Source organism: Xanthomonas sp. WHRI 10204, assembly GCF_040202875.1.
GTDB lineage: Bacteria > Pseudomonadota > Gammaproteobacteria > Xanthomonadales > Xanthomonadaceae > Xanthomonas.
In genome coordinates this window covers 1588970-1603215 of sequence record NZ_JBEGDW010000001.1, presented here as the reverse complement: position 1 = coordinate 1603215, position 14246 = coordinate 1588970, and the positions used below count along the sequence as shown (strand labels likewise).

General features: G+C 65.3%; 5 protein-coding genes and 1 other RNA gene. 2 read left to right on the top strand and 4 right to left on the bottom strand.

The window, feature by feature from the left end:
* Positions 1–3 precede the first annotated feature (3 nt).
* The 4 genes from ABQZ00_RS07035 to ABQZ00_RS07020 all read right to left on the bottom strand — a co-directional run bounded on the left by ABQZ00_RS07035 (position 4) and on the right by ABQZ00_RS07020 (position 12139).
* Positions 4–1590 (bottom strand): family 43 glycosylhydrolase, encoded by a 1587-nt coding sequence (locus tag ABQZ00_RS07035; RefSeq protein ID WP_323537246.1) that lies wholly within the window; start codon positions 1588–1590, stop codon positions 4–6.
* Entirely contained in the window at positions 1587–5987 is a 4401-nt protein-coding gene (locus tag ABQZ00_RS07030; RefSeq protein ID WP_323537247.1) for an Ig-like domain-containing protein, read from the bottom strand. Before ABQZ00_RS07030 ends, ABQZ00_RS07035 begins: the two co-directional genes overlap by 4 nt.
* Before the next feature lie 444 nt (positions 5988–6431).
* Entirely contained in the window at positions 6432–9248 is a 2817-nt protein-coding gene (locus tag ABQZ00_RS07025) for a TonB-dependent receptor plug domain-containing protein (protein ID WP_323537248.1), read from the bottom strand.
* Between the two features lie 533 nt (positions 9249–9781).
* Entirely contained in the window at positions 9782–12139 is a 2358-nt protein-coding gene (locus tag ABQZ00_RS07020) for a glucosidase family protein (protein WP_323537249.1), read from the bottom strand.
* A gap of 452 nt (positions 12140–12591) precedes the next feature.
* Between ABQZ00_RS07020 and ABQZ00_RS07015 the strand changes: the two genes are divergently transcribed.
* Together ABQZ00_RS07015 and ABQZ00_RS07010 are read left to right on the top strand one after the other, a co-directional pair.
* A non-coding RNA gene (locus ABQZ00_RS07015) (sX9 sRNA) lies at positions 12592–12669 on the top strand.
* A gap of 254 nt (positions 12670–12923) precedes the next feature.
* A complete protein-coding gene (locus tag ABQZ00_RS07010) occupies positions 12924–14087 on the top strand; it encodes a DUF5694 domain-containing protein (protein WP_323537250.1) in 1164 nt (387 codons plus the stop codon).
* The last annotated feature ends 159 nt before the right edge of the window (positions 14088–14246 follow it).

Below are 14246 nucleotides of genomic sequence, written 5' to 3'. Positions count from 1 at the left end.
CGCTCACGGCGCATCGCAGCGGCTGCTATCGGCATCGCCGGCGACCGGCAGACGTTGCGGCTGCGGTGCCAGCACTTCCCACTCCTGCACGGCAAGCGCGGCGTAACTGTCCGGGCCACCGGAGGCCTCCATCACCAGACGCACGCAACGCGTGGTGACTGCTGCAAACGACACCGCCTCGAAACGATCGGTGTGGGTGCCGTAACGATCGCGCGGCTGCACCAGATGCCATTGCCCGCCCTGGCGGTATTCCAGGTGCCAGCGCGCCGGCGGCGCCACACCGATCTGCGCGCCGGGCGGATGGTCGGCCCAGAACACCACGCGCGTAGCGTCCAGCGTGACCGGCTGCGCCCAGCTGTATTGAATCCATTGCTGCGGCGGATTGTCTGGCGTCCAGCTGCCCCATAGTTGCGGCGGCAGCGGATTGGCCTTGACCACACCATCGTTGAGCGCGGCCATCCAGTACTGCAACGGAATCTGCGGCCCATTGGACGCAGTGGCAACGGCGGACGGCGCCTGATTGCGCTGTGGCGGCAGCGCCGGCTGCGGGCGCCGGGTGGGGACGACGGTGCGGATGCTGGCCGGCTGGGTGCTGTCGTCCCACTGCAGCCGATCGATCGCCACGCTGCGACGGAAATGCCCGCCGCCCTGCGCATCGGCGGTGTGATAGACCAGATACCACTGCCCCTTGAAGGCGACGATGCCCGGATGCGAGGTGGTCGAGGAGACCGGCGGCAGCACGATGCCGCGATAGGTCCACGGCCCCAGCGGCGTCGGCGCGCTCGCATAGGCGATGCACGCGTGATACAGCGTGGGCGTACATGCCGAATCGCGGCCGGCATTGTTGGCCGCATACGCTAGGTAATAGGTGCCGTTGCGCTTGAACAGCCAGGGCGCTTCGAAGTAACCGTCGAGCGTGTCCACCGCGACCGGCGTGCCCTTGAAGGTCACCATGTCGCGCTCCAGCTCCACCCCGAACAGCGCGCCGAACGTGCCCCAGTACAGATACACGCGGCCATCGTCGTCGACCAGCACGGTGGGGTCGATGTTCTGGATGGCGTTGCGGTTGGGCACCGACTGCGACACCACCGGCCCTTGTGGATGGGCATCGGCCCACGGACCAAGCGGACTGTCGGCAACCGCCACGCCGATCGCGAACGGATCCGCATTGGGCGCGTTGCGCTGCTGTACCGGCGCATACAGGTAATAGCGACCATCGGGCCCCTGCACGATCTGCGCAGCGTAGGCATAGCGCTTGTCGGCCCAGGCGAACACCTGTTGCGGACGTAGCAGGTCGCGGTAATGCGTCCACTGCCCGCTGGCCGGGTCGCTGCTGACGAACATCTGCCACCCAGGCATGACGAAATCGTTGCGGTTGGGTGGCGCGGTGTCGCGCCCTGCCAGGATGTACAGCTTGCCGTCGGCCACCAGCGGTGCCGGGTCGGCCGAATAGGTACTGCCGTCGGCGAGGATCGGATTACCCGGTGCATGCAGCTGCACGCCCTGCGGTGGCACGGCGGCGCAGGCGGCAACAGCAGCCAGCGACAACGCGCCGACCAATGCCACGATTCGAGCGAGGCTGCCGGTCATGGGGTCGATCCCTTGCGCTGGGCCGGCGTACTGGCCGCCTTGATCTGCACGCTGAGGGGAACCGACACCACCCCGGTGGCCGCACGCCCCTGCGCGGTGCCGGTCAGGCCGATCTGCCCAGGTTGCGCGTAACGCACGGGCGCCAGCGCCGGCCATTGCACCGGCAAGCGCTCGCGCGAGCCGTCGTTGTATTGCACGCTCACAACGCCGGGCAGCGTGGGCGCCTGCCCCACCACGGCACTTACTTCGGGCAAGGCCTGCACGGTGTTGATCTGCGCTGGCGGCGTGGTGCGTACCCAGACCGTGGCCTTGATCGGAAGCACGCCCTCCACCAGCCCCTGCAGCTCCACCGCACCTTCGCTGCCCAGCCGCTGCAGCGGCAAATCCGGCCAATGCACCGCCACCGGCAGCACGCTGCCATCGGCGAAGAAGGCGTCGACCTGCTGCGGCAACACCGGCAGCTGGCCGGGTGCGGTGCGCAGATCGATTGCCTCCACGCGCGTGGGCAACTCTGCGTGCACCTGCCATTCGTCCACGCCGATGGGCATGCGCCCGTCGGCGCCGGGCTGAGTGCTGAGCACCGCACGCACGGCGGTGGTGATGACCGGCGCAAAGCGGGCCGTGCTGGCCGCGCCAATCGCAGCGGTGGCAATCGGGTAGCCGCCGTCGGCGACGATGTCGTGCCAGCGGCCATCCTGCAGTGCCTGCAATGTCCAGCTGGCAGGCGCGGCCACCCCGCCACGGGGCTGGTCGTTCCAGAAGTAGAGCGTGCTGGACGACAGCCGCACCGGCCACGGCCACTGGTACTGCAGCCAGAGCGTGGCTGGCTGCTCGCTGCCGTAACTACCCCAGCGCCGGCTGCCCTTCGGCCTGCTGCCCACCGCGGGAATGACACCGTCGTTGAGCGCCTGTACGCGGTACTGCGCGCCGGTGAGCTGCGCGCTGACCGTGGCCAGTTCGTGCAATGGCACGCGCTGCAGCACCGGCGCGGCGGCCGCGAGCAGCTGCACATCGGCATGACCGTCCAACGCACCGTCGTTGGCCGCCAACCGCACGGTGTAAGCACCCGGGCGCGTAAAGCGCACTGCGGTCTGCAGCGCGGCAGGATCGGCGAATACCGCATCGCCCCCTTCCGGGCCTTGCAGCATCTGCCAGCGCACCTGCAACGCTGCGTTGGGCAAGCCGTCATCGCCGACCCGGCCGTTCACCATCGCCGCGCCGTCGGCACCCGCACCGGCATCGTCCAGCTGCCACGCTTGCACCTGCGGCGGCGCGTTGCCGGCAAACGCAGGCGCGGCAAGGCCGCTGTCGAACACCTGCAGTTCCTTGATGCCGGTGCGTGCGCCGCCGGCATGGGTCACCAGCACGCGCAGCGCCTGCGTACGCAGCGCCGGAAAGCGCACCCGGTTGCGGTTGCCTACGGCGATTGCCGCATCGCGCACCTGCCCCGGAACGGTCTTCCAGTTGCCGGCACCATCCTGGTACTGCACGACGTAGATCCACGGCGCGGCATAGCCGGGATAGGTGCCGGACGCAAAGCCATGCTGCTGGCCGCCAGGCGAGGAGCTGCGATAGAAATACAGCACCACCTGATCCATTTGCCGGGGCCGGCCCAGATCCAGGGCGATCCAGTCACTGGCAGACGGCGAGCCGGCAGTGCCCCAGAACGGCGTACTCGCGGTGCTGCCGTCCACCGCCGCAGCGGCGGCAAAGCCTGGCGCAGCAAAACTGGCAGTGACCTGTGCGCCTTGTGCAAGGTTGTGGTTGGCAACGGCCGGCAGCGTCACATCCACGCCGGCCTTGCTCAGCAGTTCGGCGATGCGCGAATCCGCAGCGATCGGCACCTGCGCCATCGACGCCAGCTGCGCCGGATGCGCCTCCAGCACCTGCACCATGCCGTTGCGATTGACCGCATCGGGCGCCGCACTCACCTGCCCGCTGGCCGGGTCGTAGATCACATGCGCAAGCCGGTCCACGCGAAACGCCAGCGTGCCATCCAGATACACGCTGTAGCCCTGCGGTGCCCTGCCCGCGTAATGGCGCCCATCGCGGTCCCAGACGATGCTCAGATTGCGATCGCGGTAGCGCAGATTGTCGGCGGCAAAATGGTCCCAGCCGATGTCGATGGGATACAGCTCGATCTTGTCGTCGTTGCGCGGACGCAGGCCCATCGCATCTTCGATCATGGTGAAATTGGTCGCACCCAGCTGGGTGTGGTGAATCCACGAGCGGTACGCGATCTTGCCGCCATTGCTGGCGCTGCCCTTGGCCCAGAATTCGTTCTGATCCGGATAGCGGTTGTCGCCGTCGATGTAGGACGCCCATGCATTCCAGTACAGCAGCGTGCGGTAGCTCTGCGCGCTCAGAAACGGGCTGGGGTAATCGCGCAGCGCCTCGCCGAGCAGACGGAATGCAACCGTCGCGTTGATGGTGGAGAAATTATTGCTGCCCGCATTGGCGCCGCTGCCGCGCGCCTGCAGATCGACCTGATTGGCGGTGTAGAACGGAAACAGCGGGTACTGCGCTGCATCGGCAAACAAGCGCAAGGCGCGCGCATATTTGGGGTCGTGATCGGCATCGCCCTGCTTGGGCATCAGCCCCACGCTAAAGGGGTAGTAGTTGTTGGTTTCCTTCCAGTCCACCGGCAGGCGCGGTCCCTTGGCCTGGCGATGTTTGAGCAGCTCGCCGTGCAGGCCCACCGAATCGGCGCTGTCGCTATCGTCCTGCCATAGCACGTCCAACACCGCCTGGCGGATGCGTTGCGCGGTGGCCTGCATGCGTTGCGCGGTTGCGCTGTCGCCGGCCAGTTGCGCCGCCTGTGCCGCTGCCTGCGCGTTGGCATAGACATAAGCGCTCTCGGTGCGATCCATGCGGATTTCGCCGTGCTTGGCCGCCCAGTCGAACGACACCGCATCGGCATCGTTGCCGGTCATCGCCGCCCAGTCGTATTCGATCAAGCCATTGTGGTTGAGATCGTAGGCAGCCAGCACGCCGTCTACATCGCCGCTGCCGTAGTGGGCCAGCTTTGCGGCCAGTGCCGGCGGGCCGCCATGCAGCTGCATCGCGCGCCATGCGGCGGCGGTGATGTATTGCGCATACGAGTTGGACCAGTTTTCCGGCGAGCCGGGATTGTCGGTGTACTTGCCGCCGCCCGCGGTCTCGCCTGCGCTGAGCCAGCTGCCGTAGGCGTAGCTCGGGTCGCGCAGATATTTCAGATCGTCCAGAAACATGCCGGTGGTCAGCACGATGGCGTTGTTGTAGCCCAGCACGCCCTCGATGGCGACTGGAAACTGGTAGTCGTTGCCCGGCACGTCGGCGTCGAGAAAATTGAAGCGCAGCGTCCACCAGCGATAGAACAGGCTCTTGGTGATGTTCTCATCCGGCGTATCCAGATACGGCACGTTGTCCAACCACCAACGGTTGTAGCTGGCAACGTGCTCCTGGTAGGCCTGTTGCGGCGACTGCGCGGCGATGCGGGCGTACTCGGCCTGCGCCTGCGGCAGTTCGTGCGTGAGCAGGCCCAGTTGCAGTTTCAGCGCTGGTGCCTCGCCGCTGGCCGGCACCGCCACTTCGCGCACCAGCTGGTTGCCATCCACCCGAAAGCCATCGCCGGACAAGCGTGGAAACACTGTCGTGATCGCGTTGTAGGCTTCGAAGGCGCCGGTCAACGCATCGCCATCGGCATGCTGCGCCAACGGCGACAGCGCCTGCACCGACAAGGTATGCGCCGCGCCGTCCAGGCTGGACAGTACGATGCTGGCCACCGCCACATTCTGCTCGGTGATGTACTTGACCAGGCGCATCCGCACGCCCGCGTTGGCATCCTCGAACACTGTACTGAAATAGCTGGGCGTCTGGCGACGCTGTTGCGAGCGCTCGGCCCACTGCACCGCACGCTCGCCTTGGGTAGAAAGGATGCGCAACAGCGCGTCGTAGTCGGTGGTATGCCAGTACGCCACCTGGCCGACGAAGCCGGGAATTTCGGGGTGATGCGTGGCCAGAAACGCCGCACGCCCACGCGTGAACAGCCAGTCGTTCTCGTCATCGAAGCCGCCACCGGTGCCCTCGCGCACCAGCATGCGATCGATCCAGAAATCGTTGCCCGCGGCCTGCCCTGCCCCACGCGCGCGATCGGCCGCGTAGATCCGCGCCAGCTGCCCACCAGGTGCGAAGGCCACGCCGCTGTCGGGCAGCGGATGCTTCAGCCCATGAAAACGCGGATCGCCAATCGCTGCATTGGCCAGGGCCACCGGTGCCTCCTGCATGTCTTTGGCGATGCCCACGGGCATGCCCACGACTGCACCCGCGCAGAACGCGGCGGCCGCACCGGTTCGCAGCGCGGCGCGCAACCAGCGTCTATGCCGGCACACGAATGTCATCAAAAAGGAACGACGCATGGAGCGGCTCTCTGCAAGGTGCGGGGCATCGGAATGGTCTGTCTGCGACCAGCGGCACGCACCACACCGCTGCTGCGACCACCATGCGCTGAAAGAAGAGCGACCAACCCACCGCCTGCGCTCACCGCCAGGTAAGCGCGCACGATGCTCGGTGCAGATGGAGCACTTGGACATGCAGGTTCCTCCGCACCGTGCACGCTCCGCTGAAGACCGCTCGCCACATCTCGTTCACCGTTGCACGCATCGGCAGTGCCTCCACTGCGCGGCAGCTCTCTCGACGCGCCGGCAGCCGATCAGCATAGGCGCCCGCGACAGAGCACGTTGCAAGAATGCGAAGCGTGGCGCGGCCATACGAACCTCGCGTGATTAGTGCAGGCGTGCTGCACGGCGCCCGCCATCGGCGGCGGGAATGCTCCACCGCGATACCGGCGCCGCGTGTCGCGCTCAAAATTCCACACGCAACCGGCTCCAGAAGAAGCGACCCAAGGTGTCGTAGGTGGTCGCATCGGTATTGGCTGCGTTGGAGTAGCTGTAAAACTGCGGTGGTGTGCGATTGCCCAGATTGTCCACGCCCAAGGCGAGCGTGCTGTGCAAGGACGCCAGCTTGCGGCTCAGCGAAACGTTGTGATAGACCACCGAGCCGATCGGGAAATAGCGGCAGCTGCCATCGGCATTGGTGTCGGCGCAGAAGTTGTCGTACTGGCTGCCGTTGACGGTGCGGCCCAGGTAACGGGTGTTCCAGCTCGCATGCCATGGGCCCTTGTCCCAGGCCAGATTGGCCACGGCGCGCCAGCGCGGCATATTGCCCCAGCTGGAATTTTTGCCGACGTAGTTGTGCGTTTCGCCTGCGAAGCGAAAATCGGAAAAGAAGGTCGCATCCAGACCGGCAGAAAAATTACCCCACGCGGTATCGGCCAGCGTGTAGTGGATGCCCGCATCGTAGCCACGGATATCCACCTTGCCGCTGTTGTAGGCGAACGGTACCGACACGCGCGTCAGCTGCCCGGCTGCGTCGCGCTGGATCAGCGGGCAGAATGCTGCTTCGCTTCCATCGAAGCAATCGTTGACCACTTGCTGCTCGCCAACGCCAGACAGCATGTCGTCGAGCACCACGCGCCAGCTGTCCACGTTGAGCGACAGGCCGCGCACCTGGTCGGGGTCGTACACCACCCCGATGTTGTAGGAGCGGCCACGCTCGGGCTTGAGCTGGAAACCGAGATTGTTAGCGCCGGAGGTCACCACGTTGAACTGCGCGGTATTGGTGAAGCTGCCATCGTTGGGCACATTGGCGCAGGCCGGATTGGGCGCGGCGCCGGCATAGCCATTGCATGGGTCCTCGAAATCGCCGGTGGTGTCGATTACCGCGTTATAGGGCGAGCCATACAGATCGCCCAGCGCGGGCGCGCGGAATACCTGCGAGCCGGTGGCACGCACCAGCAAATTGGCGATCGGCCGCCATTCGAGAGCGACCTTGCTGTTGGTCGTGTTGCCCCAGGCATCGTATTTGGAATAGCGCGAGCCCAGATTGAGATTCAGGCTGCTGGCAAACGGCACGTCTTTGAGCAACGGCACCAGCAACTCGGCATAGGCCTCGCGCACCGATTCGTCGCGGCCCTGCCGGAGGATGCAGCCATCGTTGTAATCGCAATTGCCGTCGGCATCGGCGGCGGCCACCTCGCTGGTGGTGCCCTGGGCGAATTTGTTGGTGCGATAGACCAGACCCACCGCTGCCTGCACAGCACCGGCGGGGAGTTTGAACAGATCGCCGTTGGCGCTGATGTCGACAAAACGCATCTGGCTCTCGTCGATCAAATCCACCGGCCGCTGGGTGCCGCGTAGCGCCGCGATGGTCGCCGGATCGCTGGGGTTGAAGATATTGATCGGGGTACAGCCGGCGATCACCGCACCGGGCGCGCCGCACTTGACCACCCCATCGCTGTCCAGAAACGAGGCGCCGGTGGCGTTGTTCAACGCCGAGGTGATGGAGAAGCCCGTGCGCACCAACGTGTCCTTGTAGCGTGCGTAGCCTGCGGCCGCATCCCATTGCCAACTGGTGCCTTCCACGCGCCCGCGCAGGCCGGCCACGATATTGGTCTGGAACATCGTCGCGGTATAGACGCGCGTATTGGCCTGAGTGGAGCGCAGCAGATAACGGTCCAGCTGATCGCCGAACGGGTTGTAGTAATTGCTGGCCGCATCCTGCATCTCCATGCCGAACGCATCCAGCCGCGAGGTGGTCTTGCTGCGCGTCCAAAACACGTCCATATACCCCTGCACGTTCGGAGTGAATTCAAAACTGCCGTGCAGCGATGCGTTGGTGCGTTCTATCGGGGTAATCAGGTATTGCGCGTCGTAAACGTTGTAGCTGTCTGTCGCAGGCTGGTAAGGACGGAATGCGGTTGCGTCGACCGGTCCGGGCGGCACACCGTCGGCCGGGGTCAGCCTGCGTCCGTCGCTCAGGAATGCGCGCGTGTTGCCGCCACGGATCTCACTGACCTGGCCGTCGAGAAACTCCACCGCCCTGGCGGCATAGCTGCGATCGCGGTTGAACACCGGGTTCATCGAATTGCGGCTGAGCCCAAGGATCACCCCGCCGCGGTCCCAGGTCTTACCCCACTCCAGGCCCAGCGTGCGGCTATTGGCATCGCCATGCGTGCTCTGGGCGTAATCGACCGTGGCGGCAAAGCCGTCGTACTTGTCCTTGAGGATGATGTTGACCACCCCGCCGATCGCATCGGAGCCATACACCGACGAGGCACCGTCGGTGAGCACTTCCACCCGCTCCACCATCGAGGCCGGAATGGCGTTGACATCCACGCCCGGTGCCGACGCCACACTACTGGCCGGTCCGGCCATGCGGTGGCCGTTGACCAGCACCAGCGTGCGCTCGGGTCCCAGATTGCGCAGCGACACCAGCGCACGGCCATGACTGAAACCGGAGTTGAGCGCAGGGCCCGGCATGAACCCGGACATGGCCGGGAGTTGTTGCAGCAACTGGCCGAGCGTGCTCTTGCCGCTATCTTCGATGCGTTGCCGGTCGACCACAATGACCGGGCTGGCAGTCTCGGCATCCACGCGGCGCAGATGGGTGCCGGTGACGTTGATCTGATCCAGGGTCTGGGTGACATCGTCGTCGGCGCTGCGCTGCTGTGCGAGCGCCGGCACGGCGACGATGGACAAGCCCAGGACGATCGCCTTGACCAGCGGGTGAGGTCTGGAAACGAGGCACTGCGACAGCATGGCGGAGCAGCTGGGCGACATCGGAATTCCTTGTGCTTTCATGGGGACAACGGCCAACCTGCGCGCACGGCCAAGCCGCACTGCAACAGCGCAAGATGAGAGATCGATCACGACAAAGACGACACCAGCGAACTGCCGTACGAAACGGCACTGGCCAGACAGGACGGCGACGTTGCTGCTCTCCCCCTGAGAGCACGCGACCAAGAATTGCAGGCCACGCAAAAAAAGCTTGCGACAATGCCGCGCTGGCGTCTTGACGAATTTATCCGGCACTCGTGCGGAAATTCACATGCTTTTGCCATAATTTCGACACAAAGCACGGTGACACACGGCAAGCGGTTATCGCGTACACCTGATACATGCCGGATCGCATGCACGCGCCTGATGGCAACGCGGTCGCGGAATTGCTCGCTTCACGCCCAGCGTGATGGCAAGACCACTGCACACGCCCTCAAAAATAACCTTGTTACCGCTAGCGTAGTAGACGGCGATCGATGTCGATCGCCGCGCTCAGATCGCGCCGCGTGTCGATGACGGCATTGCAGCGACGTGCGTCACACGTACCAGGCCTGTACCTGCACCGCTGCGACGCCGTGCGACACCGCCACCCGATCTGCATGCGGGCCTTGCAGACGCGCCGGTTGTCCATCGACCAGTACGCGTTGCAGTCGCGTGCCGGTTGGCGCACGCAGCGTGAGCCAGGTGCGCTTGGGAGCACGCTCGGGCAGTTGCACCTGTGCATCGATGCGGCGTGCAGCGGTGTCGGTCCGCAAGGTCAACGTGACCTTGCCCCAACGTGTCGGCGCTGCAGCAATACCGACCGCCTCGCCGCTGGTCAGCCATGCACGCGGCACTGCACGCGCCAGAAATAACTGTTCGCCCGCGCTGTCGTCGCTGACCAGCATCCAGCGCAACAACAACGGAATGGTCATCTGCGCCGGCATGCAGAACAACGGCATGCCGCCGGTGATGCCACTGACTTCGCCCGCCGTCCAGCTGCCACGTGTGTGCACCTGATAGCGGTGCGCGTAGACGAACAACAGATACTCTTCGATGCGATCCAGCCGCAGCAGCTGTTGCGCATACCCGTAGGAAATAAACCCCAGCAGATCGCGGCTACCCGGCTCCGGTGGCGCAATATTGGCCACCACGCCGATGCTGGTGCCGCCGTGGCCGCGCAGGCAGTCGATCACCAGATGAGCAAGGTCGTCCGGCAACACATCGGCCTGCAGCAACTCGGCGTAGACGCGATGCGGCCACTGCTGCTCGCTGGGTTTTTCCTGCAGCAGCGATTGCCGAAAGGTCAACGTGGTGCCCGGCAGCGGGCCGACATACGGCGGCGACAAATCGCGGCGCACATTGGCACGCAGGCTGGCTTCCAGCCGCGTGCGCAACTGCTTCGCGCGGCGCTGCCATTGGCTTGCCTGTGCCGCATCGCCACCGAGCGTGCTCCAGACCTGCGCGATGTCCTCCCACCCGCGAATGGTCAGCGCGCTGTTGGCGTAATACGGCTTCCACCACAGCGAAGGATCGGGAAACAGGCACGCATCCGATTCGTTCCAGCCATGCAGCAGGCCGTGCCCGGACGCGTTGCGCGGCAATGCCAATGCCTGATCGTGCAACGCGCACAACACCTGCGCGGTGGCCGCAATCTTGGGCAGCAATCGGCGCAAGCGCAGCGCATCGCCGGTATAGCGCAGATAGCGCGCCAGCAACGACAAGGTCAGACCGAACTGCCCCACCTCCGGCCCGCGCATGTTCGGCAGGCCATCGTCCTGCACGAACGCATCGAAATAGTTGTCGAGCACTGCAGAAGCCTGGGCAAAGCGGCCCCATTCCAGATTGGCGTAGAGCGAACTGGTAAAGGTGTCCTGAAAGCCGTCGTACTCGTTACCGTAGTAGTCGCGCTCCACCGCGCCGTACTTCGGGTAATCGCCACCGGGCCGCACCACCAGCTCGCGCGCGAACGCGAATTGCGCCATGTCATTCCAGCTGGCATCGGGCAGTTGCGCCTGCACCGTGCCGTCCAATGCCTGTTGCCAGTACGCCGCGAAATCGATCAGCGCCGCATAGAACTGCTCCGCGGTGGCCGGCGTGCGCAGCGTGCCGAATGCGGGATAGCTGTGCGTGTAGTGCACCGCCACGATCTGCCCGCCGCGGACCTGCATGGTGCGGTGCCAGGTTTGCACCACAAAGCGGTCGGGCGCGCGCACATCTGCGAATACCAGCACGTCGTACCAGGCGTCGGCCTCGCCCTCGCGGCGCATCACCTTACGCACCGCCGGCATCCAGCCACCGAGCATGCCTTCTTCGCGCCGTTTGATCAGCGCCTCCTCGCCCAGTTCGTTGAAGGCATGTTCCGGCCGCGAGGTGCGGCTGCGGCCGTTGGGCAAGATCGGCATGGTGTCCAATGCTTCGCGCGTGCCAACAAACGTGGTCCACGGCCAGCGCCCACCGTTGTCCTTGGGATCCAGCAACGACGCCGGCGGTGGTGCGACATCGCGCACCTGCGCCTCGTCCGGGTCGCCCTCACGCAGCAAGCGATCGGCAAGCAGGTCGGCGTCGGCCATGGCGACCTGTGCCAGCGGCATGCCGAAGTACGGCGCCCCTGCCGCCGGGTAGGCAGCTTCGGTGCGTTTTTCCAGGCGCAGCATGCCGCTATCGGTCCACAGCGTGAGCTGGCCCTGCGAGCCGTCGAGCTGCTCGTAGACGGTCCACTGTTGCTGCAGGTGCTCAAAACTGCACAGCTTGCTGCCCACGTGCGCGGCTGAAGGCAGTGCCTCCAGGCGCGGCCGTAAGGCGGTTGGCGGCACGGCCGTGGGGGCCGACACCGCATGACCTGCCAGCGCCGATCCGGCCCCCACGGCCGCGGTCGCTGCCATGCCTTGCCGCAGAAAGGTTCTCCGGTCCATCGTCGTGCCCTTGGGTGGTCGTAACCGCATCCTGCGCGCATGCACCCGCCACGTCTTGTGGCAGTGGTCCGACGCGGGTGCGGAAATCTGCATACAGACCGATTCGCTGGCATGTGCGCGGTGGTGGCTGCTGCGGCCTTACGGCATGCGCGCAACACTGGGCCCTTGCAAGATCTGAGGCATGCAGTGGCGCCGGCGGACTGGCTGCGTTGCTTGGCTCCCTGGCATCTTGCATGCCGCATAGCCGATGCGTTCCGGCTGCGTTACATCGCAATCGATCATGTATGCCGACGATGGATAGACCACATCGATCACCGCAAACTGCCGGTGTCGCGGTGCGGTTCTTACGCAGGCGATGTGCACGAAGCGCTAGCAGTCGACACGCAGCTTAGGGCAGCTAACAAAACGACTGTGCTCACCGCCAGGCGGGCGCGGCCGGTGCTCGGTGCGGCATGTACCACTCCGTACCTTCCAGTTCTGAGCGCGCCGTCCACACCCACCTGACGACTGCTCGCGACGTTTTGGTAGCCACTCTCAGCGCATGTCGTCAAGACTTGCCAGACGTGACCATCGAGTTTTGCAGCCGGCGTTTGAAGCGACCTGCGGTCGATGCTCCAGCATCGAGCAAGCATGACGCAGTGCATGCCCGCAGGATCCCCTGCCATTTGGCGGCATGACTTTCCGGCCGGGTTGGATGCCTGCGGTATCGGCCACACTCGCGGCACGTCCACTGCCGCAGGGTGCGCTTGCGGCAGCGCGGATGCGATTACGTAAAAGGACCGTCATGCCCCACGTACCTTGCAATTCGAACGGCGTCGACACAGCAGCGTCGCGTTCCGTCGCAACACCCGTCTTGACCGCCCTGCTGTGCCCCCGCCGGCTGTGCATCGTGTTGCTGACGCTCATCGCACCGGGCATCGCGCAGGCACAAGTGGACCTGTCGCAACTGGATGCGGACATGGCCGCGCCACGCACCCAGGTGCTGGTGCTTGGCAGCGTGCACCTGTCGCAGTTGCCCGAGGGCAGCGACATCAGTGCAGCACGGCTGCAACCATTGCTGGACCGGTTGGCGGCCTATAAGCCAACCATCATCACGACGGAAGATCTGTCGGGCGAAACCTGCGATCTGATGCGGCGGAATCCCACGGTGTATCTGCCGGAAGACAGTGCGGCCTATTGTCCCAAGGTCGACGACGCAGCACGTGCGACCGGCCTGGATGTGCCGGCCGCCATCGGCAAGGTGCGTGCAACGCTCAAGAGCTGGCCCAGCGCGCCGACGCCGGCGCAGCGCCGGCAGCTGGCTGCAGTGTTTCTGGCATCGGGTGACCCGTCGTCTGCCTTGGTGCAGTGGTTGCAACTTGCGCAGGCAGAGCAACGCGCTGGCGATGGGTTGGATACAGCGCTCGTCGCGCGGCTGCGCGCTGCGGAACAGCGCCAGGACGAGAGTAGCCTGATCTCCGTGCCGCTGGCGGTAAGGCTTGGCCTGCAGCGCGTGTACCCGGTCGACGATCACACCGGCGACAACGTGCAGGTGGACGACCCGGCGGCTTACGGCACTGCCGTCCAGGGGGCCTGGGAAAAAGCCGCCCCGCGCGCCAGCACCATGCTCGCGCAGAAAAAACAGCTGGCGCAGCAAGGCAAGCTGTTGGAGCTATACCGCGCGATCAACCTGCCGGCCAACCAGCAGTTGTCGATCGAGGTGGACTTCCGCGCGGCGTTGAGCGAGAACTCGCCGCAACATTACGGCTATCGCTACGTGTCCGGCTGGGAAATCCGCAACCTGCGCATGGTGTCCAACGTGCGTGCCAGCTTTGCCGACCAACCAGGTGCACGTGTGCTGGCGGTGGTGGGCGCCACGCACAAGCCCTGGTTCGATAATTTCCTGGGACAGCTACAGGGCGTGGAGATCGTCGATGCAGCGCAGGTGTTGGGCAATGAGGGGAAGTGACGAGCGGTGAGTAAAACGACTTCAGGATGACGCTCCAGGTCAGGAGCCTAGTCAGTCGAGGGCGCGATGCCCTCACCGCTCTCGGGACACGCCGCAAGTACGTCCGTGCAAGCTCGGTGGCGGCATCCATGCCGCCACACGGTCCCGCAATCGGTGAGA